The 26,744-nt window shown below is 70.0% G+C and carries 22 protein-coding genes and 4 pseudogenes; 14 read left to right on the top strand and 12 right to left on the bottom strand.

From position 1 onward, the window contains the following. Positions 1 to 748: 748 nt before the first annotated feature. Positions 749 to 1,632: pseudogene (locus AC07DI_RS32205) on the bottom strand (DUF5655 domain-containing protein). Between the two features lie 176 nt (positions 1,633 to 1,808). Between AC07DI_RS32205 and AC07DI_RS32200 the strand changes: the two are divergent. Further along, entirely contained in the window at positions 1,809 to 2,123 is a 315-nt protein-coding gene (locus tag AC07DI_RS32200; protein ID WP_478907967.1) for a hypothetical protein, read from the top strand. Between the two features lie 1,737 nt (positions 2,124 to 3,860). Here the strand turns inward: AC07DI_RS32200 and AC07DI_RS32195 are convergent. Then, a complete protein-coding gene (locus AC07DI_RS32195; RefSeq protein ID WP_478907965.1) occupies positions 3,861 to 4,769 on the bottom strand; it encodes a pirin family protein in 909 nt (302 codons plus the stop codon). Positions 4,770 to 4,890: 121 nt separating this feature from the next. Between AC07DI_RS32195 and AC07DI_RS32190 the strand changes: the two genes are divergently transcribed. Continuing rightward, the gene (locus AC07DI_RS32190) at positions 4,891 to 5,484 is read left to right on the top strand and encodes a carboxymuconolactone decarboxylase family protein (RefSeq protein ID WP_478907963.1); all 594 of its coding nucleotides are present in this window, start codon (positions 4,891 to 4,893) and stop codon (positions 5,482 to 5,484) included. A 22-nt stretch (positions 5,485 to 5,506) separates the two neighbouring features. Here AC07DI_RS32190 and AC07DI_RS32185 read toward each other — a convergent pair whose 3' ends face one another. The 4 genes from AC07DI_RS32185 to AC07DI_RS32170 form a co-directional block, all read right to left on the bottom strand. Then, positions 5,507 to 6,247, bottom strand: a complete 741-nt coding sequence (locus AC07DI_RS32185) for a YoaK family protein (RefSeq protein WP_478907961.1) — start codon at positions 6,245 to 6,247, stop codon at positions 5,507 to 5,509. Next, complete coding sequence (locus AC07DI_RS32180; protein ID WP_478907959.1) at positions 6,228 to 6,749, bottom strand: DoxX family protein; 522 nt, start codon at positions 6,747 to 6,749, stop codon at positions 6,228 to 6,230. Before AC07DI_RS32180 ends, AC07DI_RS32185 begins: the two co-directional genes overlap by 20 nt. An 8-nt stretch (positions 6,750 to 6,757) precedes the next feature. Then, positions 6,758 to 7,420 carry a hydrolase gene (locus AC07DI_RS32175; RefSeq protein ID WP_478907957.1) on the bottom strand — a complete coding sequence of 221 codons (663 nt, stop codon included), beginning with the start codon at positions 7,418 to 7,420 and terminating at the stop codon, positions 6,758 to 6,760. 100 nt (positions 7,421 to 7,520) lie between these two features. Continuing rightward, positions 7,521 to 9,398: an amidohydrolase gene (locus tag AC07DI_RS32170; RefSeq protein WP_478907978.1), complete on the bottom strand. Its 1,878-nt coding sequence runs from the start codon at positions 9,396 to 9,398 to the stop codon at positions 7,521 to 7,523. Between the two features lie 262 nt (positions 9,399 to 9,660). Here AC07DI_RS32170 and AC07DI_RS32165 point away from each other — a divergent pair, with 262 nt between their 5' ends. Beyond that, entirely contained in the window at positions 9,661 to 10,659 is a 999-nt protein-coding gene (locus AC07DI_RS32165) for an alpha/beta hydrolase (RefSeq protein WP_478907955.1), read from the top strand. An 89-nt stretch (positions 10,660 to 10,748) separates the two neighbouring features. Next, positions 10,749 to 11,474, top strand: a complete 726-nt coding sequence (locus tag AC07DI_RS32160; protein WP_478907953.1) for an alpha/beta fold hydrolase — start codon at positions 10,749 to 10,751, stop codon at positions 11,472 to 11,474. A gap of 95 nt (positions 11,475 to 11,569) precedes the next feature. Here the strand turns inward: AC07DI_RS32160 and AC07DI_RS32155 are convergent, their stop codons facing one another. Together AC07DI_RS32155 and AC07DI_RS32150 are read right to left on the bottom strand one after the other, a co-directional pair. Continuing rightward, entirely contained in the window at positions 11,570 to 12,697 is a 1,128-nt protein-coding gene (locus AC07DI_RS32155) for a low temperature requirement protein A (protein ID WP_478907951.1), read from the bottom strand. A gap of 83 nt (positions 12,698 to 12,780) precedes the next feature. After that, on the bottom strand, positions 12,781 to 14,181 hold the full coding sequence (locus tag AC07DI_RS32150) for a dihydrolipoyl dehydrogenase family protein (RefSeq protein WP_478907949.1): 1,401 nt from the start codon (positions 14,179 to 14,181) through the stop codon (positions 12,781 to 12,783). A 265-nt stretch (positions 14,182 to 14,446) separates the two neighbouring features. Here AC07DI_RS32150 and AC07DI_RS32145 point away from each other — a divergent pair, with 265 nt between their 5' ends. The 5 genes and pseudogenes from AC07DI_RS32145 to AC07DI_RS32125 all read left to right on the top strand — a co-directional run bounded on the left by AC07DI_RS32145 (position 14,447) and on the right by AC07DI_RS32125 (position 19,417). Next, the gene (locus tag AC07DI_RS32145) at positions 14,447 to 15,025 is read left to right on the top strand and encodes a Dps family protein (protein WP_478907947.1); all 579 of its coding nucleotides are present in this window, start codon (positions 14,447 to 14,449) and stop codon (positions 15,023 to 15,025) included. Between the two features lie 89 nt (positions 15,026 to 15,114). Beyond that, a pseudogene (locus tag AC07DI_RS32140) lies at positions 15,115 to 15,225 on the top strand (mycothiol transferase); the annotation flags it as partial. A gap of 688 nt (positions 15,226 to 15,913) precedes the next feature. After that, positions 15,914 to 16,948: a hypothetical protein gene (locus tag AC07DI_RS32135; RefSeq protein ID WP_384258800.1), complete on the top strand. Its 1,035-nt coding sequence runs from the start codon at positions 15,914 to 15,916 to the stop codon at positions 16,946 to 16,948. Between the two features lie 34 nt (positions 16,949 to 16,982). After that, complete coding sequence (locus AC07DI_RS32130) at positions 16,983 to 18,533, top strand: amino acid permease (RefSeq protein ID WP_478907944.1); 1,551 nt, start codon at positions 16,983 to 16,985, stop codon at positions 18,531 to 18,533. Positions 18,534 to 18,622: 89 nt separating this feature from the next. Continuing rightward, entirely contained in the window at positions 18,623 to 19,417 is a 795-nt protein-coding gene (locus AC07DI_RS32125; RefSeq protein ID WP_478907942.1) for a GNAT family N-acetyltransferase, read from the top strand. A gap of 16 nt (positions 19,418 to 19,433) precedes the next feature. Here AC07DI_RS32125 and AC07DI_RS32120 read toward each other — a convergent pair. From AC07DI_RS32120 to AC07DI_RS32110, 3 genes and pseudogenes are all read right to left on the bottom strand, one after another. Then, a pseudogene (locus tag AC07DI_RS32120) lies at positions 19,434 to 19,592 on the bottom strand (SAM-dependent methyltransferase); the annotation flags it as partial. After that, a pseudogene (locus AC07DI_RS32115) lies at positions 19,571 to 19,651 on the bottom strand (SAM-dependent methyltransferase); the annotation flags it as partial. The pseudogenes AC07DI_RS32120 and AC07DI_RS32115, both read right to left, overlap by 22 nt. A 100-nt stretch (positions 19,652 to 19,751) precedes the next feature. Next, positions 19,752 to 20,369 carry a hypothetical protein gene (locus AC07DI_RS32110; protein ID WP_478907940.1) on the bottom strand — a complete coding sequence of 206 codons (618 nt, stop codon included), beginning with the start codon at positions 20,367 to 20,369 and terminating at the stop codon, positions 19,752 to 19,754. A gap of 689 nt (positions 20,370 to 21,058) precedes the next feature. On the opposite strand from AC07DI_RS32110, the gene AC07DI_RS32105 reads away from it, so the two are divergent. The 3 genes from AC07DI_RS32105 (at position 21,059) to AC07DI_RS32095 (ending at position 23,241) form a co-directional block, all read left to right on the top strand. Next, entirely contained in the window at positions 21,059 to 21,652 is a 594-nt protein-coding gene (locus AC07DI_RS32105) for an HPP family protein (protein WP_384258810.1), read from the top strand. Between the two features lie 162 nt (positions 21,653 to 21,814). Beyond that, entirely contained in the window at positions 21,815 to 22,393 is a 579-nt protein-coding gene (locus tag AC07DI_RS32100; RefSeq protein WP_478907938.1) for a carboxymuconolactone decarboxylase family protein, read from the top strand. Further along, a complete protein-coding gene (locus AC07DI_RS32095) occupies positions 22,390 to 23,241 on the top strand; it encodes an RNA polymerase sigma-70 factor (protein WP_478907936.1) in 852 nt (283 codons plus the stop codon). The genes AC07DI_RS32100 and AC07DI_RS32095 overlap by 4 nt, the downstream gene beginning before the upstream one ends. A 120-nt stretch (positions 23,242 to 23,361) precedes the next feature. Here the strand turns inward: AC07DI_RS32095 and AC07DI_RS32090 are convergent, their stop codons facing one another. After that, positions 23,362 to 24,336, bottom strand: a complete 975-nt coding sequence (locus tag AC07DI_RS32090) for a threonine/serine dehydratase (RefSeq protein ID WP_478907934.1) — start codon at positions 24,334 to 24,336, stop codon at positions 23,362 to 23,364. A 398-nt stretch (positions 24,337 to 24,734) separates the two neighbouring features. Here AC07DI_RS32090 and AC07DI_RS32085 point away from each other — a divergent pair, with 398 nt between their 5' ends. Together AC07DI_RS32085 and AC07DI_RS32080 are read left to right on the top strand one after the other, a co-directional pair. Continuing rightward, positions 24,735 to 25,904: an alanine--tRNA ligase-related protein gene (locus AC07DI_RS32085; protein WP_478907932.1), complete on the top strand. Its 1,170-nt coding sequence runs from the start codon at positions 24,735 to 24,737 to the stop codon at positions 25,902 to 25,904. Between the two features lie 68 nt (positions 25,905 to 25,972). After that, positions 25,973 to 26,635, top strand: coding sequence for a class I SAM-dependent DNA methyltransferase (locus tag AC07DI_RS32080; RefSeq protein ID WP_478907930.1), 663 nt, complete (start codon positions 25,973 to 25,975; stop codon positions 26,633 to 26,635). Positions 26,636 to 26,744: the final 109 nt, after the last annotated feature.

The raw sequence follows: 26,744 nt of genomic DNA, 5'->3' as shown, positions 1-26,744 counted from the left end.
CCGTGCCAGCCCCTGGGTCTGGAGCCGGCCCGCACCACCAACCCGCCAACTACGGCGCCGATATACGTACACCGTTTGAGGAATCCAGCACTAGGCCGCCTTCCAGGAAACACGCTCGGCGAGCCGTCGGCGAGGTCCAAGTTCCCTACGGACTCTGCACCGAGCCGACCAACGTCGCGGCCGACGGCCACGACTGCGAGGCGTTCGCCTACGGCGTTTCCGCAACACCAAAACGCGACGCCCGCCGCTGACGGCAGTCCCGCACCCGGCACCGGTCCGAGCAGTACAGCGCCGGCCTCGCTCGCTCCACCCACCGTCCATGACCGCCTGCACACCGGACACACCGCCTGCTCACCCCGCTGTACCGCAGCCACCCGCAACCGGGCCCGCCGCGTCCTCCGCCACCGCCGGGACCTGCGCCGACCTGAGCAGCACACCCGCAGCCGCCATCGCCACCGGCAACGGATCACCACACTCCCGGCAATACCGCCGAGCCGTCCCGCCAACCCCCACACCACAGATCATCCAGCCGCCGACACCTCGCGACCAGAGGTTAAAGACACCAACGAAAGCCGAGGAAACGGAGGTCCCTCGGCACCTAGCACAGAATCACCGGTTAGCGAACCCGGGGATCCTCCGCACCATTGTGGTCCACCGCCATTCCCTGCCCGTCACGTCGAAAGGCAGCATCACGACGGCAGCCCACAACTCCACACTTCCCTCGGGCCGATGCCGTAGTGCGAGATCTTTATGCCGCGGCGTAGCTGAGGCGGAGAAGGTCTCCGGCGCGCTGCAGGTTGCGCTCCGTACGCAGTTGCAGTTCCAAGTCGCCCGTGCCGTGGTGGCCGAGCCTCGTTACATCCCGGGTGAAGCCGGGAACAAGGTCGACCTCGTTCGGGTCGGCCTTGAGGTAGAGGAGGATCTTGGTCTGCTGGGGCGGGCAGACGCTGGCGAAGTTCCGCAGCCGTCGATAGGCGCGGTACTGCTTGCGCTGCACCGGGTCACACCGTCCCCGAGTCCGACCAGGACCTCGTCGACCGCCTGGGCCAGCTCGGCCATCGCACCGTCCCGCTCCCGGACCGGCGCCCCTGCCGCTCGTCGGCGCACCCGCTTGGCCGGAGCCGAGTGCCCCATGACGGAGGCCACGGTCTCAAGGCCGAAGTGGTCGCTTCCGAAGTAGCGGTAGCGGACCAGGTCGATCGAGCGCCGGTGCTCGCGTACGGCGTGCGCGTCGTAGCGGGTGAAGTCGCCGGCCACGCAGATCAGCCGGGGTGCGCTCCACAGGATCTGGGACGCGGCCGTGGCTCCGAGCTGGTCGCGGACCAGGTTCCGGAAGGCGTCCTTGTGGTTCGTCAGCCAGGCCATGTAATAGAGACCCTGGTTGATCACGCCTGCGTCGGTGCCGCGCTTGTACTCGACAATCACCGGCGCCCCGTTCTCGTCGAGACCCAGCGAATCGATCCGCCCGCCGTCGACGCAGTCGATGACGTACTCGCTCGCCAGGAAGGTGACGCCCAGCATCGTCTCCATGTGCGCCTCGACGAGGTCCTGCACATCCGCCTCAACCTCAGCAAGATGCGCGCTGACTTCCTTGACACCAGCTGCTGTCTTGAACAGCTTCAGGACCGCCACTCCCCCTTCATGATCTCGGTGCCACACGAGAACAGCGCTGAGCGCAGGGATATTTCCACAGCCACGGATCCCTTCGTCCGCGCCCGCCTAGCATGAGAGGTTGCCTCCAAAACGCAGATCCGTTGTCACGCAACCCTGCTGCGCCTTCGGGCCGGAAGCTGGAGATAGGAGCCCCTTTGCACGACGAAGCCGGAGCTGCCCGCAACAACCTTCCAGAACAAGCACATCAAGCAGACGACTTGGCGCCGCATGACGGGCTCTCAGCCCGAGATATCGAGGCCCTTCTCACCAACGAGGCCGTCCCGGCACACGTCGGGCTGCTCTGCGAGGGCAACGTAAAGCTGGACGACGCTCTCGCGTTGAACGTGGGAGACGTCATCCCACCAGGCGTCGAGATCCCTGTCAGCGAGCAGACGCTCCGGCTCCTGCGAGAGGCCGTCGGCGACCGTGAGCAAGGCCCCCTGTTCGCCAGCCCTCACCCCAGCGGGTGAGCCGCGGGGCCATCCCACCTCAGGTGCCGAGTACCCCTCGGCACGGCACCCACGACGTGCGGGTCGGCCGACACCCTGACCGCCACAACGGTCCGCGCCGAAGCTCTCGCTGAACACATGGAAGCCGCCCCTGCCTCCCAGATGAACTGGGTAGCAGGGGCGGCTTCCATATGCCTGACGCCTCATCAGAAACTACAGCGAACGTGCGTCATACGTGCGTCACGTGCGTCGCCCGTGCGTCAAGATGTCGCCCGTAACGCACACAACGCCCATAATGCACACCAGGCGAAACCGCAGGTCAGCGGCCCTTCTCGGCAGGCTCAAGGATCGCGACACACTCAACGTGATGGGTCATAGACAACACGTCGAGACGACTCCAACGCCCCCATCACCGGCGCAAGGTGATACATGCACCGCCGACGTCGAGCCCCGTCCTGTAGCACTGAGAGCCACCAAGCGAGCCTTCCCCTTCGGTCCTGTCAGTAGCCCTTACAAGGTCCTCCCGCTGGGGAGTATCTGGGGAGAACTGAGCGTCCTGGGGAGCGGCTGGGGAGGATCGGCTGCACAAGACCGCACGAACCTGAAAGACTGAGAAAGAAGCGTACGCGCAGGTCAGGACACTTGCAGCGCGAAAACCTGCAGGTCAGTGAGGTCAGGTGGAGGACTTCAAGAAGATCTCCTCACCTAGCCACTCCGCTGTTCAACTGGCTTGCCAGCCCGGTGCGCAAGTGCTCGACGGCGCAGCTGGCGGCCGTCGGCGGGGATCGCTCTGATGGAGCACACGGCCAAGGACGGCAGCTCGAAAATCCTCGCCGACTGCACGTTGCCGCTGACCGGCGAGTGGTGCGTCGGACGCGTGATCACGAACCTCGGCGTTCCTACCGTGACCAGGACGGTATAGCCCTGGTAGAGACGGCGCCGAGCGTAACCATCGAAGACGTCCACCCCCCGACTGCCGCTCCAGTGCTCGTCCACGCAAGTACCGAGAGCTACTGAGGCAGCGCATGATGCCTGATTCCACCCACCAGCGTCCGCCCCGAGCACAAGGCCTGCGGTGCTGGGGGCGCCGCCGATCGCTTACCGGGGCAAGTGTGAGGCTGGGGTACGACCATGCGGGGCACCCGCTCGCTTCTATCTGCCGGATGGCTCTGCGACGACCGACGGCCGTAGTCGATAGCACGGGCTACCCGCGGGAGTGCGTGCCCCACCTGCTCCCGATCGCTCCCACGACTTCCCACTATTCACCGGCCCCTATCGCCGATGCCGTGGCTACCAAGATCCGGACCAATTCCGGACCAGCCCCCGCGCGAAAGGCTTACAAAGCACCGTTTTCCGAGGTCAGCCAGGGTGCAGCTGCTGTACCACCAGCAGACGTGCTTTCTCCCAGCGGTCAGAACGCGTCGATCACTGCCACCGCACTGCGACGGCACGAGCTCGAACGGATGTGGTCAGTAGAACCAACGGGGGCAGCCTCGACTTCTCGACGCGGGATACCAAAGGAAGGCTGGGGGGAGAGAGCGGCGCCCGTCGAGCTTCTGGGCGACCTGACGCCTCATCAGGTGAGTCGGCATTGGGTCAGCATTGCTTTGCCAGATCCTGCCGCACAAGATCACACCCTGGACTCCAGAGCCACCCTACTCGGCCTCGTTCAGGGTTTTCGGCGCAGCGGCGATCGACCGGCCCCGGCATCGGGTTCCGCGCCACCCACGCGCTCTCTTCAACACACATCCACGCAGATCAGCGCACCCGACCCCGGGGCTTCAAGGGCACGGACGGGAGTTCTGGAGCGGGCAGTGGATCCCCGTCGTACCCCCGCACCTCACCGAACCGAGTCCCGGTCATCCAGTCCGCACGCGCCTGCGCGATGTCCTCGTGCGACCGTCCGATGAAGTTCCACCACATGACGATCTCCTCCTCGAACGGCGTGCCGCCCAGCAGGATCACGCGTGCCGCGGTGTCCGTCTCGTTCGTCAGCGTCAGGGTGGTGCGACCGGTGTCGAGGTAGCCCAGCTCCGCCTGGTCGAGGAGGGTGCCGGCCAGGCCGACCTGCCCCTGGTCGACAAGCAGCCCGTGCTCGAACGTGGCGTCCACGGCGAGCGTGACCGTCGCGTGCGGGTCGAGGACGAGTTCGGCGCCGAGCAGTGGTGTGAAGGTTCGCACCGGTGAGGTCTCGCCCGCCAGAGTGCCGAGGAAGACCCGCACGCGGGCGCCGTCCAATTGGACCGGGGCGGGGACGTGGTGCTGGAAGTCGCGGGCGGCGTGCCGGTGTTCGTCGGGGAGCGCCACCCACAGTTGCACGCCGTGGAGCACGGTGGTGCGCGCGGTGGACACCTCGGTGTGGCTGATGCCGTGCCCGCCCGTCATGAGGTTCAGCTCACCGGGCCGGACGAAGGCGTGGCTGCCGAGACTGTCCCGGTGCTCAATCTCCCCGCTGAACAGCCAGCTCACCGTCTGAAGTCCGGTGTGCGGATGCGGTGCCACATCCATGCCGCCGGTCTCGGCGACGTCGTCGGGGCCGTAGTGGTCGACGAAGCACCAGGCGCCGATCAGGGTCCGGGCCCGCTGCGGCAGGGTGCGGCGCACCGTCATCGACCGCGGGCCGCCGAGCGGGACATCACGCGCGGGCAGGATGTCGGCCTCGCTCATCGCGGGCTCCTTCCACCAAGGTATTTTGACTTTCAACAATTGTGTTCGATGATAAGCCCTGCGCCCGGCCGGGTGCGCCGGCACGAGCCAGGGCCCCGAGCGGCCCGCGAGGGAGTCCAGGGTGAGTGACACGACAGCGGGCACGGGCAGTCGCGTCCGCACGGGCACGGGGCATCGCGCCCACACGGGCACGGGGCATCGCGTTTACGTCGACAAGCAGAGCCCCAAGGCGTACCGCGCGCTGGTCGAGACATCCGAGGCGGTCCGCGGGACCGCGGCCGAAGCGGGCCTCGACCGCGTCCTCGTCGAACTGGTCAACCTGCGCGTCTCCCAACTCAACGGATGCGCCTACTGCCTCGACGTACACACCAGGGCCGCCCTGCGCGCAGGCGAGACCACGCGGCGCCTCGGCACCCTGGCCGCCTGGCGCGACACCGAGTTGTTCACGGAGCGCGAGCGCGCGGCACTTGCCCTGGCGGAGGCGACCACCCACCCCGCCGACGCCTCCGCGCAGGAGAGCGCCTACGACGCCGCCCGTCGACAGCTCACCGACGACGAGATCTCGGCGGTGATCTGGGTGGCGATCACCATCAACGCGTTCAACCGCGTCTCGATCCTGAGCAAGCACCCCGTGCGCGAATCCGCGGTACGCGAACCCACCGTGCGCGAGTCCGCGGTTCACGAGGGCGTCGTCCGCGAGGCCCCCGCGCGGTGACACGGGGGCCTCGCGGTCCCGGTCACCCCGGCGGCCTCGTCCAGGCGGCCGCGGAGGATGCCAGGCGCCGGGCGGCCAGCGCCGTCACCACCGTCAGCGCCGCCAGCACCAGCCCCAAGGTCAGGGCGAGTTGGCCCTTCGACAGGAGCCACGCTCCGACAAGCGCCCCCAGGAAGATGGCCAGGACGGACAGGATCCGCCGTCCCGGCCGGGGCGCCGCACCTCCGGCGGGGGCTGAGTCGGCGGCCAGCCCCGTGAGGGTCAGGGTCAGCACGGTCGTGGTCAGGTCCGGGACGCCGAGCCGCCTGGCGACCGCGTTCTGCAACCCCATGGCGAGGCCGAGCAGGACGATCAGGGCGTACTGCACGGGTGTCGTCACCCGGCCGTGTGCGACGAGCGCCGTGCCGAGGGCCGCGGCGACCAGGACCGCCTGCACCGCCGCGCCCAGGGCCAGCAGCCGCCCACGGTGCGCCGCGAAGCGGGTGCCGAACCGCCCGCCAGCCAGCGCGCCCGCGAGGAACGCGGCCATCGAGACGACGGACGCCGTCGCGGACAGTCCCTCGGCGCCCGCCAGGGCGAACCCCAGGAAGACGACGTTGCCGGTCATGTTGGCCACGAAGACGTGCCCGAGGGCCAGGTAGCTCACGGCGTCCACCAGGCCGGTCACCACGGTCAGTGCCAGCAGGAGCGGCGGCAGCGGGCCGTGCCGGTCGTCCTTCGGCGGCACCAGCGTGCGGGCCGCGTCAGCCAGCAGCGCGCGCATGGTCGCTCCTCCCTGCGGTGTACGGGCGGTGCAGCACCGCGCGAGTGAGCAGTCCGCTCGCCGGTCCTGCCACGAGGGCCGCGGCCTGTACCCAGGCGGGCCACGGGGTCAGTCCCAGGGCGTGGTCGGCCGACCAGCGGCCCGGCCCGGTAAGCACCAGCACCGCGGCGGCCCCGACGAGGACCAGAGGGTACTCGTATCCGTCGTTCTGCACCCAGAGCCCGTTGTGCCGCTTCACGGTGCCCGCGACCGTCATGACTCCCATGGCGGCCATCGCCGCCAGAGGGGTGAGCAACCCGGCCGCCAGGAACAGGCCCGCCCCCAGCTGGCTGCCGCCCGCGGCGAGCGCGGTCAGCCGGCCGCCCCGGAAGCCGTCGCGGCGGAACTCCTCCGTCCCGCCCGCCAGGCCGTTGCCGCCCAGCCGGAAACTCACCTTCTGCACTCCGTGTCCGGCGATGAGCAGACCCACCACCCAGCGGAGGACCAACAAACCGGTGTCCATGTGTGTTCCTAGCCCGCCGCGTGGTCGCCGATGACCGCCTGGGCGTAGACCACGCCGAGGCCGTAGGCGCCGGCGTGCTCCTTCACCACCTCGGTGACCGGGACGTACGTCTCCGTACGTGCCCAGTCGCGCTGGAGCTCCAGCAGGACCTGCACCCAGGTCACGGGCACCGCCCCGGCCTGGACCATGCGCTGGACGGCGTGCTCGTGCGCCTGGGGGCTGATGCCACCGGAGGCGTCCGTGACCACGTACACCTCGTAGCCCTGGGAGAGGGCGGAGAGCGTGGGCAGGACGACGCAGACCTCGGTCCACAGGCCGGCCACGACGAGCTTCGGGCGGCCGGTGGCCTTGACGGCCTCGACGAAGGCCGCGTCCTCCCAGGCGTTCATCGAGGTGCGGTCGATGACCTCCTGGTCCGGGAAGACCGCCGCGAGCTGCGGCAGGATCGGGCCCGAGAACGACTCGGCGGCCACGGTGCTCAGCACGACCGGGACGTCGAAGACCTTGGCGGCCTTCGCGAGGCCCACGGTCGAGTTGATGATCGCGGTGCGGTCGCCGCTGCCGGTGGCGAAGAACATCTGCGGCTGGTGGTCGACGAAGAGGACGGCGCAGTTGTCGGGGGTGAGCAGGTCGGGGCCAGGGGCGGGGGTGACCTGCGAGATGTCGGTCATGAGTGTGCCTTTCGGGTGTGTGTGTGTCGGGATCGCGGACGGTCGTCGTCCGCGTCACTGGTGAGAGTGGAGGAAGAGAGGTGGAGGAAGAGAGGTGTGGTCAGAGGCCGAAACAGGGGTCCAGGAACGGCTCCCCGGGCTCCGGAGCCGGGTCCCGCCGCGTCCGCCACTGCCGGTGCAGCTCGGACTCGGCGACGGCCTGGCCCAGCAACTCGGCCTGCCGGGCGCCCGATACGCCGCCGGGCGCGGCCTGATAGCCGCCGAAGTGCGCGACCGGGCTCCACTCCGGACTGACCGGCGGCAGCTCCTCGTCGAGGCCCTCGTACTCGGCGGCGGCGTAGACGATCCGCCCTCCGACCACCGTGAGCAGGGACTCGATGCGGGCGATGTCCGGTTCGGGCACGGTGAAGTAGTCCTCGGACAGCACGGCGAAGTCTCCGAGGAAGCCCGGTCGCAGGACGCCCTTGACGCCCTCCTCACCGGTGAGCGCCGCGCCCGCCTCGGTGAACATGGCAAGCGCCGTGTGCCGGTCGACCCGGTTGTGCGGCGGCCGGACCACCAGGTCACCGACGGTGCGTCCGGTGATCAGCCAGTGCAGGGCGATCCATGGGTTGTAGGTGGAGACGCGGGTGGCGTCGGTGCCGGCGCCGACCGTCAGGCCGCGCTCCAGCATGGCCCGGACCGGCGGGGCGTCCGCGGCGGCTCCGGGACCGTACCGGCGTACGAACGCCTCCCCCTGGAAGGACAGCCTGTTCTGTACGGACATGGCTCCGCCGAGGGCGGCGATACGGTCGAGGCTTTCGGCGGAGACGGTCTCCGCGTGGTCGAACAGCCAGCGGTTCCCGGCCGGGAACAGGCCGTCCGCGGCGAGCTTCTCGAACACCGCGAGGTCACGCCGGATGGTCTCGTCGTAGGTGGCGTGGAGCCTGAACCCCCAGCCGTTCTCCATGAGGAGACGCACCGCGGCCTCGAAATCCCCCTCGTAGCCGGAGGAGAGTTCCGGGCGCGGCTGAGCGAAGTTCTCGAAATCCGCCGCCGCCCAGGTGAGGTTCTCACCGGCGCCGTTGAGACGCAGCCATTCGTCCCCGTCCTCGGGGCCGGCCATTTCGATCCAGCGTTTGAGGTCGGCTATTTCCTGTCCGGCGGTCTGCGGGAAGAGGTGATAGGCGATGCGCAGCGACAACTGGCCCGCCGCGGCGAGTTCGACGACGGTGCTGTAGTTCTCGGGGAAGTTCTGGAATCCCCCGGCCGCGTCGATGGCGGAGGTGAGTCCGAACCGGTTCAGTTCACGCAGGAAATGACGCGTGGACGTCGTCCTGTCCGCCCCTTCCAGGACCGGCGCCTTGGCCAGCGTCGAGTAGAGGATCAGTGCGCTGGGGGCGGCGAGCAGCATGCCCGTGGGCGTCCCGTCCCGGCCCCGGACGATCTGACCGCCCCGGGGCTCGGGGGTGTCACGGGTGTAGCCGGCGGCCTTGAGCGCGGCGCGGTTCAGCACCGCCGACTGGTACAGGTGCAGGACGAACACGGGAGTGTCCGGCGCCGCCGCGTTGAGCTCGGCGACGGTCGGCAGGCGCCGCTCCGCGAACTGCTCGGCCGACCAGCCGCCGACCACCCGCACCCACTGGCCCTTCGGGGTGCGCGCCGCCTGCTCGCGCAGCATCGCCAGACCCTGTCGCAGGGTGGGAACACCGTCCCAGCGCAGCTCCAGGACGTAGTTCAGGCCGCCCCTGATCACGTGCAGGTGGGAGTCGTTGAGCCCGGGGACGATACGGCGGCCGAGCGCATCGACCACCTTCGTCGCCGGCCCGATCAGGGCGGCCACGTCCTTGTCGTCCCCGACGGCCGTGAGCAGGCCGCCCCGGACGGCCAGCGCCCCGGCCCGGGGGCGCCCCCGGTCTCCGGTGTGGATGTTCGCGTTGCGGACGACGAGGTCCGCGGCGTTTCCCGTGGCGCTGGGAATCAGCCCACCGGCCGGCATCGTGGACACCTTTCGACAACCTCCTGATATGTCGGCACCGCTCGATCGCTTCGCCGCCACGCTAAGCCGGGGGAATTCAGCCGGGTTTTCCCTCAGTGCACTGTCCGCGGTCCGACAGTGCACTGCGATTCCCGCCGTGCGCTGTGGGTTCAATGCCGGTGCGCTGACGGTCAATCGGGGCGGCCGGGCGGCTCTTAGGTTGAGGTCGCCGGAAGAACCGGCCTGCTGACCCACACCCTTACGTGACACCCAGGAGAACCACATGTCCGACGCCGTCGAGCCGATCGCGTCCACCCGGCCGATCGAACCCGTCCAGCCGGTCCTGGAACCGGCGGCCGCCGCGTTCGCCGAAGCGACCGGCCGGTCGCCCTTCCTCTTCGAACTCCCCCCTGCCGAAGGCCGCAAGGCGGTCGACGAGGTGCAGTCCGGTGACATCGCGAAGCCGGAGATCGACGAGGAGTGGATCACTGTTCCCGGTGGCCCGACCGGCGGTGTCCGTACCCGTGTCGTCCGGCCGGCCGGCGTCCGGGGGAAACTGCCGGTGATCCTGTACATCCACGGTGCGGGCTGGGTCTTCGGCAACGCCCACACGCACGACCGGCTGGTCCGTGAACTCGCCGTGGGCGCCGGGGCCGCGGTGGTCTTCCCCGACTACGACCTCTCCCCCGAGGCCCGCTACCCGGTGGCCATCGAGCAGAACTACACGGTCGCCCGGTGGATCGTCCAGGAGGGCGCGTCCATGGACCTGGACGGAACCCGTCTCGCCGTGGCAGGCGACTCCGTCGGCGGCAACATGACGGCCGCGCTGACGCTGATGGCGAAGCAGCGCGGCGACGTGCCGCTGATCCAGCAGGTGCTGTTCTACCCGGTCACCGACGCGCGCTTCGACACCGGCTCGTACCGTCAGTTCGCCACGGGCTACTTCCTGCGCCGCGACGGCATGCAGTGGTTCTGGGACCAGTACACGACGGACGAGGCCGAGCGCGCGCAGATCACCGCGTCCCCGCTGCGGGCCTCCACCGAGCAGCTCGCCGGGCTGCCGCCGGCCCTGGTCATCACCGGTGAGGCCGACGTGCTGCGCGACGAGGGCGAGGCTTACGCCAACAAGCTGCGTCAGGCGGGCGTCCCGGTGACCGCCGTCCGCTTCCAGGGCATCATCCACGACTTCGTCATGCTCGACGCCCTGCGCGAGACGCACGCCGCCGAGGCCGCCATCACCCTCGCCACCGGCACCCTGCACGCCGCACTCCACCGCGACTGACCGGCGGCTTTCGTACGACGACGCCCCACCACGCACACCCGCACCCCGGCACTGGACACGTGCCCTTCCACGAGGAGACCCACCCCATCATGAGCACCTCCACCACCCCCACCGTCCTGCTCGTGCACGGCGCCTTCGCCGACGCCGCCAGCTGGACCGGTGTCATCACGGAACTCCAGAACGACGGCATTGCTGTGATCGCCCCGCCCAACCCGCTGCGCGGTCTGGCGTCCGACGCCGCGTACGTCGCGTCGGTGGCCGCCCAGATCGACGGCCCGGTCGTCCTGGTCGGCCACTCCTACGGCGGCGCGGTCATCTCCGTGGCCGGGACCACCGAGAACGTGACCGGCCTGGTCTACGTCGCGGCCTACGTCACCGAAGAGGGCGAGAGCCTCGGTGAGTTGCAGGGCCGCTACCCGCTCTCGCCGCTCGGCGACCACCTGGCGCAGTCGACGTACCCCGTCGAAGGCGCCGAGCCCGCCGTCGAGTTCACCATAGAGGCGCAGGCGTTCCCGGGGATCTTCGCCGCCGACCTTCCGGTCGACGTCACCAAGGTGCTCGCCGTGGCACAACGCCCGCTGGCCGCCGCCGCGTTCACGGAGCAGGCGACGGCCGCCGCGTGGCGGACCAAGCCGTCGTGGATGCTCGTCGCCGATGCGGACCGGGCGATCAACCCCGATGTGCAGCGGTTCGGTGCGCGGCGGGCCGGTGCGACGACGGTCGAGGTCGAGGGCGCCTCGCACGCCGTCGCCGTGTCGCGTCCCAAGGAGGTCGCCGACCTGATCCGTGACGCGGTGCGCGGCACCGCCGTCTGACGGTCGACTCTCCCCAACGAGAACACGAGAACTCCCCGGCGGTGCCTTCGCGGACACCGCCGGGGAGTTCTCGCATACGTGCGGCCGTGACCTCGTCACCCTCGCGGCGCCGTGACCACTACGACGAGCACCACCAGGGCCGTACCCGCGGCGAGCGCGGGCCACGGGGTGAAGGTCGCCGCGAGGAGGCCGAACACCGCGACCGGATACGGAACTTGTTCGGCCACGGTGCCGAGGTGCGGTCGCAGATGCACGGCCCAGACAGTGCTCAGGAAGACGGCCGCCGGGACGGTGACCGCTGCCGCCGCGGCGAGTGGCGAGGTGTGCGCGTGTCCGGTGAGGTGATCGGCGTACGCGGCGAGGCCCGCGCCCTCGGCCGCCGCCGAGGCGAAGATCAGGTAGTGGCCGTAGGCCCAGACGAAGCGGTGGCGGTGCGCCCGGTGCGTGGTGGCGAGCAGGGTGTGCGCGGGCCTGGAGAAGTACAGCCACCACAGCGCGAAGGCGGTCAGGAGGCCGCCCGCCGCTGTCGCGCAGAGCGAGCCGGTGCTCTGGTGCCGGTCGAAGGCGCCGCGCACCGCGACGGTGGCGGCCGCCACGGACTCGCCGAGGACAATGAGGGTGAAGAGTTCGTAGCGCTCGGCGATGTGACGCGGGTGCCACGGGGTCATCCCGGCGGACTGGGCCCATACCGGCACGGCGACCTCGGCGAGGATCAGCGCGGCGACACCCGGCAGGCGCGCCGCTTCCGGCAGGGCGAGCAGGCCCACCCAGCCGGCCTGACACAGCGTCACTCCGGTGGCGAAGCGCAGCGCGGTGGCCCGGCGTGCGGGGTCGCTGCGGGCCGCCCGCAGCCACAGGGCTGCCAGCGCGGTGCGCAGTACGACGTAGCCGATGGTGATGGTCCGCAGGTCTCCCTCCGCGAACGCGTGCGGTACCCCGGCGGCGAGGATGAGCGACCCGGTGATCTGGACAAGCACGGTGAGCCGGTACGGGATGTCGTCCGGGTCGTAGGCGGACGCGAACCAGGTGAAGTTCATCCACGCCCACCACACGGTGAAGAAGACCAGGGCGAAGCGCAGGACCCCGGTGGCGGTCGCGCCGTCGGCCAGTGCCTCGTGCAGGCTCGCCGAGGCCTGCGCCACGGCGATCACGAAGCAGAGGTCGAAGAGGAGTTCCAACGAGGTGGCGGTCCGGTGCCGCTCGTCGGGGTCGCGCCCCGGCATGGCGTGCCGCTTCCCGGGGTCACGCCTGTGGATGGTGTGCCGCCACCGGGCCGCCGGGGGCCCGGTGGTGGCGTTCCGGGGGCTCAGCGGAGCGCTCCGAGTGCGGCTTCGACCGTGCGGTGGAACGTGGGGTACGTGTAGATCATGTGCCGGAGCCGGTGCACGGGCACTTCGGCGTGGACGGCCACGTTCAGTCCGTAGAGCACCTCTCCCCCGGCAGGGCCCGCGGAGGTGGCACCGACGAGCACGCCCCGGTCGGCGTCCTCGACGAGCTTCACGAAGCCCGCGTTGCCCGGCCCGTGGATCCAGCCCCGCGTGGAGGAGTCGAGGGGGAGCACGCCGGTGCGCACCCGCAGTCCCCGCTCCCGCGCCTGTCGCTCCGTAAGGCCGACGGCGCCGATCTCCGGATCGGTGAAGGTGACCCGGGGCAGGGCCCGGTAGTCGGCGTCGGGTCCCGGCTCGCCCAGGATGTCGCGCACTGCTATCTGCGCCTGGTACATGGATACATGGGTGAAGGCGCCGCGGCCGGTGATATCGCCGACCGCCCACAGGCCCTCCGCCGCCCGCATCTGCCCGTCCGTGGCCACGGCTCGCGCGGCCGGGTCGAGTCCGGCCGTCTCGACGGCGAGTGCGCCCAGGTCGGCCCGGCGGCCCGCGGCCACGAGAAGCCGCTCGGCACGCAGCGGCGTGCTGTCATCGACCGTCGTCCGCACACGGAACCGGGTGCCGTCGTGGCCGACGTCGAGCGCGCGGGCACCGGTGAGCACGGTGACGCCGTCGGCCTCCAGCGTCGCGGCCGCGAGCTCGCCCGCCTCCGGTTCCTCCTGCGAAAGGAGCCGGTCCTGCCCTTCGATCACGGTGACCGCGCAGCCGAAACGGGCGAAGACCTGGGCGAGTTCGACGCCGATGGCACCGCCGCCGAGCACGATCATCGACGCGGGCAGTTCCTTGGCCGCCATCGCATCGCGATTCGTCCAGTAGGGGGTCTCCCGCAGCCCGGGGGCCGCCGGGATCCCGGGGCGGGTGCCGGTGGCGAGGATCACTCCGCGCCGGGCCTCGATCGTGCGGTCGCCGACCGTGACGCGACGCGGTCCGGCGAGCCGGCCCCTGCCCCGTACGAGGCGGGCGCCCTTCGACGTGAGCCGGTCGGCGGCCACCCGGTCGTCCCAGCCGTCGGTGGCCTCGTCGCGGATGCGCCCGGCGACTCTCCCCCAGTCCGGGGTCACGACCGCCGTACCGGCCAGGGCGGGCACGCGCCCCGCCTCGGCGAGCAGGTCCCCGGCCCTGATCATCATCTTGCTGGGCACGCAGCCCCAGTACGGGCACTCGCCACCGACGAGCTCCGCCTCGACCCCGACGACGTCCAGCCCCGCTTCGGCGAGGGCACCCGCGGCGTATTCACCACCGGGCCCGAGCCCGACGACCACGACATCCGCGTGTCCGCCCCCAGGCATCCCGCCCGCACGCATTTCGTCCACACTCATCCCGTCCGCACTCATCCCGTTCCACTCCTTCTCGGTCGTCCACCTGCGCCCCGCCGTCGGGGCGGCCCGGCCGAGGCTAGGCCGGTCCGCCGCGCCGTCCCGCCGGTCAGTGCACGGGTGCTGGCACGAGAGCGAACGGGACAGAAGCGGGAGGTGAGCGCCGTGCGCGGACCGGCAGGACCGCGTGCGCTGTGGGACAAGAAGGATGCGGCGATGCCGCTTAGCGTCCTGCGGTAAGCACAGTTCGGCGCCTCAGGAGGCAACGATGACCAGCAAGTCCCGTTCCGTGAACGGCAGTCAGCCGCGGCTGCACCAGAAGGGCGAGGTGATCCAGGAGTACGGCACGGTGAAGCAGCTGCCGATCGGCCTCTCGTACGAGGCGAGGATGTACGCCTGCCAGCGCCTGAACCGGGTCCTCGCGGACACCCAGATCCTGTACGGCCTCTACAAGAAGCACCACTGGCTGATGCGCGGCGCGACCTTCTACCAGCTCCACCTGGTCCTCGACAAGCACGCCGGTGAACAGCTCGACCTCGTCGACACCCTCGCCGAGCGCGTCCAGACCCTGGGCGGCGTCGCGGTGGGCGACCCCCGGCACATCGCGGAACTCACGTCGATCCCACGCCCGCCGGACGGTGTCGAGGAGGTCCCGGCGATGCTGTCGCGGCTCCTGGAGGCCCACGAGACGATTCTCGTCGAGGCGCACGACGCGGCGGCCAGGACCGCGGAACTGGGCGACGACGGCACGAACGACGTGCTGGTCTCCCAGGTGATCAGGACCGGCGAGCTGCAGACGTGGTTCCTGGCCGAGCACTTGGTCGACACCCCACTCGTCCGCGCCTGACCCGTCCGCCAATCCGGGGGCCGTCCCCTCTCCGACTAGCGGGGGGGGCGGCCCTACCAGCTCCGCACTCCTGCTTCAAGACACCCGACCAAGCGCCCTCATTCGGGCGCATCCTCTTCCACCTGCTCCAGGAGTACGCCCGGCACGTCGGTCACCTCGATGTCGCGCGCGAGCTCATCGATGGCGAGACCGGTGAGTGAGTCCCAGCTCCGATCCCACCGCATTCACACGCGTGTCGCCCCCTGATCACGGCCAGTGATCAACGTACTGAACGGGCCGAATGATCGCGCGTTCGCAAGACGGCCATTGGGACATTCACACAGCCTCACCGCGGTGCTCCTCACGGCGGGTGGGCACCTTCAGCACGCGTGCACCCATGGCAGTTCACGTGCCGGGCACGCGCGTTGATGCTGCTTCACGGTCCGGTGGGGAGTCACAGCGACCACTCCCTTCACCGCCCGAGTGCCGCGCGTGGCTTGTTGATTACGGCATGTGACGCCCGGTTGCCGCGTGGCCGAAACCCTCGCCTGAGCAGTCAAACAATCTTGGAATCCCTGGTCATGCGCGTCTCCAGGCACTTAAGTAGCTGCCGGGCACTCGTTACCGGCAACGGGCGTAAGCCATCGACCCGGTCCTGCGCAAGCGGCCGTCTCTGCTCTGCTCGTCGGCCCGTACCGCCGCTGCCCTGCGTACGACCGTGCCACCGCCCACCCTTACCGTCCCGAGGATCGTTCTGCCTATGGCCGCCCGTGCACACCGTTCGGTGTCGTGCTCACGTCGCGCGGCGGGCCCCAGCGCTCATGGCGGGCCGGGCAGGGGTCGGCAGGCTCCCCCGACGGTCCCGACAGCAGCCGCCGCGAGGCCTCCATTCGGGCCCGAGGGTTGCTGATGGAGAGCTCGAACCCCGCGGGTGGCGTCAACCCGGCCGGCCGCGACACCGACCTCTACGCGGCCGTGCAGGACATCCAGGCCGGCTACTGGATGCAGATGCGACAGGTGCTGGCCCGCACGGACAACTGGCCCCAGTGGACCTCCCGCACGCAGGTGCTTGGCGTCCTCGCGGCGCAGGCCAATGTCGTGGAGTTATGGCTGGAGGAAGAACCCGAGAGCCTCGCCGCCCGCGTGATGTACGCCCGAGTCGCCACCGAACGAGTACTGCAGGCCCACCGGCGGGGCTGGGCGCGTGACCACCGGAAGGCGCAGGACCTGGACACGCTGGTGGCCCGGGCCCGGGATGCGTGCCACCGGGCGAGCGAGGGGAATCCCGACGACGCGGTGCCCTGGATCTGCCGCCTGGCCCTGGCCGAGGCGGACAGCGCGGGGCGCCATCCGGAACACCACGTGGCTCCGCCGCCCCACGAGTACCTGCTGCCTGGCGGGCCATGGGGCCTGCTGGCGGAAGTGCACCGACGGGATCCGTTCAACCGCGAGGCATGGCACCGTATGTCCCAGGCGCTCCAGGCCCGTCCGGGCCCTGCGGGCCGCCAGGCGGTCGCGACGGATTTCGCCCGCTGGACGGTCTCCTTCGCGCCGCTCGACTCACCACTGCTTCTGCTGCCCCTCTACGCCCGCGTGCAGGAGCACCGGGAGCGACGGGACGACGGCGCCGCGGTCATGCTGAACCTTTTATGGACCAGGGAGGACAGCACCCGGGCCATCACGCGGGCATTCGAGGGCTGGTTCCGCAAGAGTGAGCCGGCCACCAGTTCCCAGCTGGACCTGAACCACCTCGCCTACGCCCTGGCGAGGGGCGGCTTCGCTCCGTGGGCCGCCGAAGTGTTCGCCGCCATCGGCGACTTCGCCACTCCCGCCCCGTGGCACTACGACGCCCGGTACCCGGAGCGCCAGTGGCGAAAGGCATTCGAGGAGGACCGCGTCGCCTGCCTGAGATCCCGCCCGCGGCATACGGGAGGGCATCCATGACTGCCGAATTTCAGCTTTCCCGTGCGGAGAACCAATGACTGCGATGAGAACACCGCGCCAGCAGCGGAACCCTGTCGACCACGGCGTCGACCAGAACGTCGACCGCGACGGAGAGGACGCGCGCATCCTCCAGTCGCTGGGCTACACCCAGCAACTGCACCGCCGCATGGGGGCTTTCGGCAATTTCTCGGCCTCCCTCTCGGTCATCTCGATCATGTCGGGCACCTTGCTGCTGTTCGGCTACGGCCTGAACTCGGGCGGCCCCGCGGTGATCACATGGGGCTGGCTCGCCGTCGGACCGCTGGTGTTGTGTCTGGCCGCGGCCCTGGCCGAGATCACCTCCCGCTACCCCACCAGTGGCGGCCTGTACTACATGGCCCGCCAGCTCGGAGGTGAGCGGTGGAGCTGGTACACCGGCTGGCTCAACCTCTTGGGCCTGCTCGGCGGAATCGCCGCCCAGGACTACGGCATCGCGACATTCACCGCCGCGTGGATGAACCTGCAATTCGACTACACCCCGACCCCGGGCTCCCTGCTGTGGCTGTACGCGGTCATCCTTGCCCTGCACGCGGTCATGAACCTCTTCGGCACCCGCCTGATGAACATCCTGACGTCGTTGAGCGCGTGGTGGCACCTGGCAGGGGCCGTCGTCATCATCGGCTCCCTGGCATTCGTACCCTCCCACCACCAGTCGGCCGGCTTCGTCTTCTCCGAGTTCACCAACAACACCGGGTGGGGCGCCCCGGCGTACGTGATTCTGCTCGGCATGCTGCTGCCCGTCTTCGCGCTGGCCGGCTACGACACCTCGGCCCATCTGAGCGAGGAGACCACCCATGCCTCCGTCGCCGCGGCCCGCGGGGTCTTCCGCTCGGTGGCGGTGTCCTGGATCGCCGGGGGCATCCTGCTGACCACGCTGCTGTTCGCCGTCCAGGACTACACCGCGACTCTGGGCAGCCGGACCGGCGTACCCGTGGCACAGATCCTGCTGGACGCGCTGGGCATGGCGACGGCCAAGGCGCTGTTGCTTGTGATCATCGTGGCGCAGTTCCTGTGCGGCTACACCGTGACCGCCAGCGCCAGCCGGATGATCTACGCCTTCGCCCGTGACGGCGCCCTGCCCGGATCGGCCCTATGGAAGAAGGTCAGCCGCCGCACCGCCATCCCCGCCAACGCGGTCTGGCTCGCGGTCGTCGTGGCGTTCGTACTGGCACTGCCTTCCCTGTACTCCAGCACGGCGTTCTCCGCGGTGACCGCCATCTCGGTCGTGGGATTCACCTCGGCCTACGCCATCCCGGTACTGCTACGGCTGATCCATCCCGACCGATTCTCCCCGGGGCCCTGGAACCTGGGCCGCTGGAGCCGGCCGATCGGCTGGATCGCGGTGGTGTGGGCGGCTGCGGTCACGATGCTGTTCCTGCTGCCGCAGAGCAGCCCGGTCACCGCCACCACGTTCAACTACACCCCTGTCGCCGTAGCGGTGGCCTTCCTCATAGCCGCCTTGTGGCGCCGCTTCGGCCGCGACTCCTACCATGTTCCGCGCTCCAACTCCCCCACAGAGGAGAAGCAATTCGAGAGCATCATCTGATGACGATGACAGCGCCGTCCCCGTCCCAGTTTACGGCGACCTCAACCACCTCGACCACTTCAACCACCTCAACTGCGCATGGGAGTACGGTGACTGGCCTTACGGCGTCCATCGAATCAGTACAGCAGCTCACCGTGGCCTGGCGCGCCCTGGTGCTCGACCGCGATGCGGACGCGGATACGCGCGACCTCCCCGGCATCGCCGTCCGCTGGGCCGACTGCCGATTCTCGTTCTACAACTGCATCACCCTGACCGAACCAGGAGCGGGAGCCGACCTCCTGACGCAGCGTCTGGCCCAGGCGGCGGACATCATGCGGGCGAAGAAGCACTTCGGCTTCCTGTGGCTCTTCGAGGACCTCCTCGAAGACGAGGCCCGCACCACACTGAGCGCGGTGGCCGAACAGGCCGGCCTGCGGTACGCCTTCCCCGGCACGGGCATGGCCGGAGACCTCCTGCCCATCCCGGACCCGGTCCACCCCGACCTGACGTTCGTGCGTGTGCGTACGGACGACCACTTGCGGGCCTACGCGGACCTCCAGTCGCGCGCGTACGGTTTTCCCTTGGAGGAGGGCCGCGACGGCCTGGTCGGATCCGCGCACTGGAAGAGCGGGGTCTACGCGTACCTGGCCATGCGCGGCGATGTACCGGTGGCGTGCGCCGCGACGGTCGAAGCGGACGGCCGTCTCTTCGTCGCCTTCGTCGCCACCGACCCGCAGTGGCAGCGCAAGGGCTACGGCGAAGCGGTCACACGTAAGGCCCTCCATGCGGGCGCCGCGGCCACCGGGCTGACCCGCGCGACTCTCCACGCGACCGTTGCCGGGGCGCCCGTGTACCCGCGTATCGGCTTCGAGCCGAACACACCCATCCACTTCTTCAGCCTGTAGCAGCGAGCCGGGTCCATCACGGGATGCGCGCCACGGCCGCGTAGATCCCGCAGTTCTCCGTGGCCGGCTCCGCCGTGCCGTTGAACCACTCCGTGGCCGTCACCAGACCTGGTTCACGGAGGTCCAGTCCGTCGAAGAAGCGGGCGACCCCGGACCGCCGAGCAGCCAGTCGTAGACACGGGCGGGGTGCGGGTTGCTGGTGTCGATCGTCGGCTTGGGCACACCTGTGGTCATGGCCTACTCCGTTGCTGCTACGAGACGCTTGGCGCGCCGCAGTCTGCCACAGCAACACCACCTTGCCGGAGTGCCGTTGGGGAGGGCCCGCTCAGTTTGCTCAGGCTGCCGGAGTGGCCTTCGGCCAGTCGCTGTCGTCGCGTTCGTTCCTTGACCGAACCCGGTCGACGGACCACGCGCCCAGCCCCACCAACGCCGCCACCCCGGCCGCGTAGACCGGCAACCACAAGGTCGTGGTCGCGGACAGGCAGTCGGCGACGGCGTCATGGCTCTGTACGTCCTGCGCCACGGCCAGGGCGGCAGCGTCCCGGTGCGCCAGGTCCGCCAGCGCCGCCTCCGCGTGGAGCCTCGCGTAGGCGCCCAGCTCGGGGCAGCTCGCACGGGTGCCCGGCATCGGGAACAGCCAGGCCCAGCGCTGCAGCACGGGGGCCAGGGCGATCGCTGTGCACAGGCCGACGACGAGCGAGAACGCCAGCAGGTTCCGCAGGTATGCGGAGCGCAGGCCGGGCGCCCACGGGGGCAGTCGGTAGAAGGAGAAGATCACCGCGAGAAGCGTCACCCCGATGTACGTGGCGAACCACTGCCACGATCCTTGCGCGAACGCGGCCGTCAGGACGGCGGCGAGACCGATGCCGATGACCCCCGCCTGGCCGGAGGCATCGCGGCTCACCCTCGTCGACACCGGACCGCCGCTTCCGTGCGGGGTGGGATCGTCCACGGTCTCTCCCTGTCTGGTCCGGCCCCCTGGTCCTCACCTCCCCCCAGCATCCAGGCGCGTACGCCGCCGTCCACCGGACCATGCCGGACCGGACCGGACGCCCGGCCCGATTGGCGGAACCACCCTGCCCCTGAGCTCCACCGTGTCCACTGTCACGTCTGCCGCAGCCGCTCAGTCCGCATCGCAGCCCGGAAGCCCGGCAGTCCGGCAGTCCGGCCCGGTCATCGTGAGGCGTGCTGATCGGCATCGGCGCACGGACCGCCGAATTCTCCACGCGGTCCGCCGCACACGTCTTCGTGGCCACGCTCTGCCCCGGGCGGGCCCCGGCGCGTGTGTTCGTCGCCGTTGCCCGTCCAGCGCGGGGACGGCGCCCGATCGTCCTCGCGGCCGGGGGCTGATTTCGTTGCGGCGCGGGGCCCGCATCACGCGCGACGGGTCGCGGGCGCGGCGGCACCGGCCGGGCGTCGACAGACCCCCGCCGCCTCGCCTCCGGAGGTCGACAGGACCCTGACCTGCGGCTACGAGTCGACGCCTCGTACAATCCGGAGAGAGTACGCGGATATCCCGACCCCCGGACCGCCGCCGGTGCCCACGTTCCCTGCCGACCGCGAGGGAAGCCGGGCCTACTCCTGCCCTTCTGCCTTCGCCGTCCGGGTCTCCCGTCGGCCCTGCCCCGGAACAACACTGTCTTGAAGACCGACGACATAGTCATCGAGGCGCCGCCCTCGCCCGCCGACTCCCGCCTCCCCACCCGCCCCGGGCCCCTCCCCCGTCCGCGATCCCGCATCCGCACCCGTCTCGCGGGCCGCGCCCCCGCCCCGCCGCCACCGGGTGCCGCAGCGCACAACATCAGCGCGGCCACGGCCGTGCTGCTCGCCCTTGTGGCCATCGGCTCCTTCATCCACGAGCCCGTACTGATCCCTCCGCTGGCCGCCTCCGCCGCGATCATCCACGGCGCTCCGCGCCTGCCGCTCGCCCAGCCGCGCAGCGTGATCGTGGGCCACCTGCTGTGTTCCGCCGTCGGGTACGCGGTCGTCGCCGTCTCGGGCAGCACGCCGTGGGCCGCGGCGCTGGCCGCGGGGATCAGCCTGGCCGTGATGACGGTGGCCCGCACCCCGCATTCGCCCGCGTGCGCGACGGCCGTGGTCATCGTGCTCAACACCCCGCGGCCCCTGACCTTCGTCCCGCTGCTCGTGGGCTCCAGCGCGCTGCTCGTCCTGGCGGGCTGGGCGGCGTCGTGCGCCCGACCCGGCGCACCGCGCTACCCCGCCTACTGGTGGTGAACCGGAGACGCCGCACGCCCCCGGCCGCGTAGCGGGAAAGCGGGAGTGTCACATCTGCCGACCGGGCGGTGTCTTCATGCCGAACAGCCAGACAGGCAAAGAGCCGGACAGGCAGAGAGCCAGTCAGGCAGACGGCATAGAGACAGATACAAGGAGAACACCGTGACACTGCGTCTTCCCAAGACCGAGCTCCCCGCCGATCTCAAGGAAAGCATGATCGAGCGGTTCGGGGCCGTGCCGGAGAACGTCGAGGTGGCGTGGCACAACCCCACGGTCACCCAGGCCAGCCAGGAGTTCGGCGGCTCGGTGGCCGGGTGGGACACGGTCGACGCGAGCCTCAAGACGTTCGCGCACATGGCCGTCGCGGCACAGGTCGGCTGCAGTTGGTGCCTCGACGTCGGCTACTTCCACGCGAAGAACACGAACCTGGACCTGGCCAAGGCCAGCCAGGTGCCGCTCTGGCGGGATTCGGCGGTGTTCACACCGCTGGAGCGGGACGTGCTGGAGTTCGCCGAGGCCATGACGAGCACGCCGCTCACCGTCACCGACGAGATGTACGCGAGCCTGCTGGAACGGCTCGGCGCGGAGGCGATGGTCGAACTCTCCACGTTCATCGCCTACATCAACCTGGCGACCAGGGTCAACGTGGCCAACGGCGTCACCTCGCAGGGCTTCTCGGACGCCTGCGAGATCCCGTTGGCCCAGCGGTCCGAGCAGCCTGGCGTACCGTCGCACGCATGATCGAAGATCCGTTCGTCACCCATCGCAGCCTGTTGTTCACGGTCGCCTACGAGATGCTCGGCTCGGCGGCCGACGCGGAGGACGTGCTGCAGGACTCCTGGCTGCGGTGGGCCGACGTCGACCCGAGACAGGTGAGCGACCCGCGGGCGTACTTGGTCCGGATCGTCACACGGCAAGCGCTCAACCGTATGCGAACGTTGTCGCGCCGCCGTGAGGACTATGTCGGCGAGTGGCTGCCGGAACCGCTGTTGACCAGCCCCGACGTCGCCGAGGACGTCGAGCTCGCGGAGAGCGTTTCGATGGCGATGCTGACCGTCCTCGAAACGCTCGGACCGACGGAGCGCGCGGTGTTCGTGCTCCGCGAGGTCTTCGACATGCCGTACGGCGAGATCGCCGAGGCCGTCGGGAAGTCCGCGGCCGCGGTCCGGCAGACGGCGCGGCGGGCCCGCGAGCATGTGGCGGCCCGGCAGCCGCGGGTGCGGGTGAGCCGGTCGGAGCAGCAGGCGGTGGTGGAGCGGTTCATGACCGCGCTGCGCACCGGCCAGGTGCGGGAGTTGCTGGAGGTCATGGCCCCTGATGTGGTCCTGATCGCCGACGGTGGCGGCATCGCGACCGCTGCCCTGGTTCCGATCCATGGGGCCGAGGTGGTGGCGAAGGCCCTCGCCCGCCCGGGCCGGATGGTCTCCCTCCTGTCGCTCAACGGCGCGCTCGCGGGCCGGACCGAAATCGACGGCCGGGTGGCCGCGGTGAGCCTCGTGGTGGAGAACGGGCGGGTCACCCGCATCTACGCGGTGGCGAACCCGAGGAAGCTGACGCGTCTGGACGAGCCGGCCGAACTCACGAGGTAGATCTGCGGGCGTGTGTTGCAGTGCGTGTTCCGTGCGGCCCGGGCAAGGGTCGCACGGAACACGCTTGACGAGGGTGCTCCGCCGGCAGGCGAAGTGGCCGAATGACCCAGTAGTGCTTCGTCAGGTTCTGGCTCGGGCCCCTGCCGGGGGTTGTGCGGGGTAGGCGGTGATGTCGTCGAGGGTGGTGTTGCCGCCGCAGATCACCAGGCCGAGGTGTGTGTCGTTGCCGGTCTTGGCCAGGACTCGGCGGGCGGCGGGCAGGAGGCAGCCGGCTGCGGGTTCGGCCCATACCTTGGCGTGTTCGGCCAGTTCGCGTACGCCGACGTAGGCCTCGGCCTCCGGCACTACCAGGACCTCGTCGACCATGTCCCGCACCATCGTGTAGGTCAGCGGGGAGACCGTGGGCGCGCCGAGTGTGCTGATGCGTGAGTCCACGTTCACCTGGAGCGGTCCGCCGTGGGCCAGGGCCTGTGTCATGGCGTCGGCTCCGGTGGTCTCCACTCCCCATACCCGTACTCCGGGCCGTCGCGCTTTGAGGGCTGCCGCCACGCCCGCGATCAGGCCACCGCCGCCGATGGAGACGAGGACGTCGGTCAACTCGCCTGCGTCTTCGGCCAGTTCCAGTCCTACGGTGCCCTGTCCCGCGATGACCACCGGGTCGGCGAAGGGGTGCAGCAGGGTGAGTCCGTCGGCTTCCAGCTGTTCCATGAGTGCGAAGGCTTCGGCCATGGTGGGGGTGAGCCGGACGTCGGCGCCTGCGTTGCGGGCGATGTCCACGGAGCGTGCCGGGGCGGTGCGGGGCATGACGACGGTGGCGCGTATGCCCAGAGCGGCGGAGGTCTCGGCCACGGCGACACCGTGGTTGCCGCCGGAGACGGCGACGACCCCGGCCTCGCGTTGTGCGTCGGTGAGGGTGAGGAGCTTGGCGACCGCACCGCGCGCCTTGAAGGAGCCGCTGCGCTGGAGCAGTTCGAGTTTGACCGTCACCGGTACGCCGAGCAGTGCGCTCAGGCCCGGGCTGGGCACTGTGGGAGTGCGCACCACGTGGCCCGCGATGTGTGCCGCGGTGGCCTCCAGCTTCTCGACGCCGATCATGGTGCTCCTCCGGAGGGTGGGTCAGTCGTATGGCGTGTTCGCTCGCACGATACGTGGAGGTGGGCGGGAGGGAGGGGCGGTAAAGGGATGTTGGGACCGGCTTGGCTCAGGCATCCCCGCGTAGGAGCATGCGGCGCCTGCGCCGGGGCGCGGTAAATCGTGTGCCGAGCCGGACCGAGCGCGTTATCGTAGATCGCATGAACGTCACCGGCCATGGCCACGACCTCACCGCGACCGCGCGAGCGACCAGCTCGCCGGTTGCCGCCGCCTGACGTCTTCACCTCCCATCGGCGACCGGAAACGGCCCGCCGATGGCTCCGCGGTTTCACTCCGCGCCTCACTGTTCGTGCGGACCCGTGTCCGGTGCCTCCCCGCTTGTTGTTGCGAAGGAGCACCCCATGAACACCGACACGGACCGTGTCATCCGCACATTCGTCGAGTACTTCGAGGAGCGCGGGCACCAGCGGATCACCGGTTCCACCCTGTTGCCGCCACCTGGCGACTCCGTGCTGTTCACCACCTCGGGCATGCATCCCCTCACGCCCTACCTGGAGGGGCGCCCGCACCCCGGCGGCAGGCGGCTGGTCAATGTGCAGCGCTGCCTGCGCACCACGGATCTGGAGGAGGTGGGCGACGCCACGCATCTGACCGTCTTCGAGATGCTCGGCACCTGGTCGCTCGGCGACTACGAGGGTCCGCAGAGTCTGCGCTGGGGGTATGAGCTGCTGACGGAGGGTTTCGGCGTCGATCCGCGGCTGCTGCACGCCACGGTGTTCGGCGGCGACCAGGCCGGTCCGGACACGGCCTCGTCCGAGGTGTGGGACGAGCTCGGGGTGCCGGTGGAGCCGACCGTCGAGGACAACTGGTGGGACAACGGCCCGACCGGCCCGTGCGGCCCCGATTCGGAGATCTTCCTGTGGACGGGCGACACCCCGCCGCGGTCGACGCCCACACAGGACGACCGTTGGGTGGAGATCTGGAACCACGTCACGATGCGCTACCGCAGGCTCGACGACGGTTCCCTCGTGCCGCTGCCCCAACGCAATGTCGACACCGGGATGGGCCTGGAACGACTGGTCTCCCGGCTGCAGGGCAACTCCTCGGTGTTCGAGTGCGACGTCTTCGCTCCCTGGCGTCTGCTCGTACCGCGTCTGTGGCCGTTGGACGAGCCCTCCCTACGGCTGGTCTGCGATCACCTGCGGTCGGCGGTGGTGGTGATCGGCGACGGGGTGCGTCCGGCCAACACCGGTCGCGGGTACGTGCTGCGCCGGCTGGTACGGCGTCTGCTCACCGTGTTGTGGCGTGACGATTCCACGCGCGGCCTCCATGACCTGCCGGGCGAGCTGGTAGGGCACACCCTGGACCACTTCCGTCAGGACGTGGACCCCGCTGTCGTACGCGAGATCCTGCTGGAGGAGGAGCGGCGGTTCCGTCGGCTCCTGGAACGCGGCCGCCGGATCCTGTCCCGGCCCAGGTTCCAAGGCCCGCTCACCGAAGACGACTTGCACTACCTCCATGACACACACGGCCTGCCGAGCGATCTGGTCCTGGGGCTGCGGACGGAGTGAGAGAGAGGGCGGAGAGCGGGTCCGCATCACTGCTTGCGCGAGAGAGCACAGCGCTACTGTCGTCGACCATGACTGAAGCCACCTACTTGCAGGCCACTCGGACCGCCTACGACACCGTTGCCGCCGACTACGAGAAGCTTTTGCGCGACGAACTGGACGCCAAACCGCTGGACCGCGCCATGCTCGCCGCGTTCTCGGAGCTCGTGCGGGCAACGGGCGTCGGGCCCGTCGCGGACCTCGGTTGCGGTGCCGGCCGCATCACGGCCCACCTCCACTCTCTCGGGGTGGACACCTTCGGCATCGACCTCTCCCCCGAGATGATCGCCGTCGCCCGCCGGACCCACCCGGGTCTTCGGTTCGAAGAGGGGTCGATGACCGCTCTGGACCTGGCGGATGAGGCGGTCGGAGGCGTCGTCGCCTGGTACTCGACCGTCCACACCCCGCCGGAGCTCCTGCCGACCGTGTTCGGTGAGTGTCACCGGGTGCTGGTCCCGGGCGGTCACATGCTCCTAGCGTTCAAGGTCGGGGACGAGCGTCGTCATCTGAAGCAGGGGTACGGCCACGAGCTCTCGCTCGACGTCTACTGGATGTCCCCTGATCGCGTCGCGGACCTGATGGGCCAGGCCGGCCTCGTCGTGGACGCCCGATTGGTCCGCGAACCCGACGAGAGCGAGCGGCCCCGGTCGGGGCGGCAGGCCTTCTTCCTCGCCCACAATTCGCCCAGTCACTGACCGCGTCCCGGAACACACTCATCTCCGCCATGAGGGCGAATCTGCGCCTCCCGGCCCGGCCCCGCGGGACGTCCCGGAATATTGATCCCCTGGGCCCGCGGACTACCGC

This window comes from Streptomyces sp. NPDC044106 (genome assembly GCF_056433985.1).
Note: the sequence above shows the minus strand (reverse complement) of the source record. Positions and strands in the feature narration are given on the sequence as shown.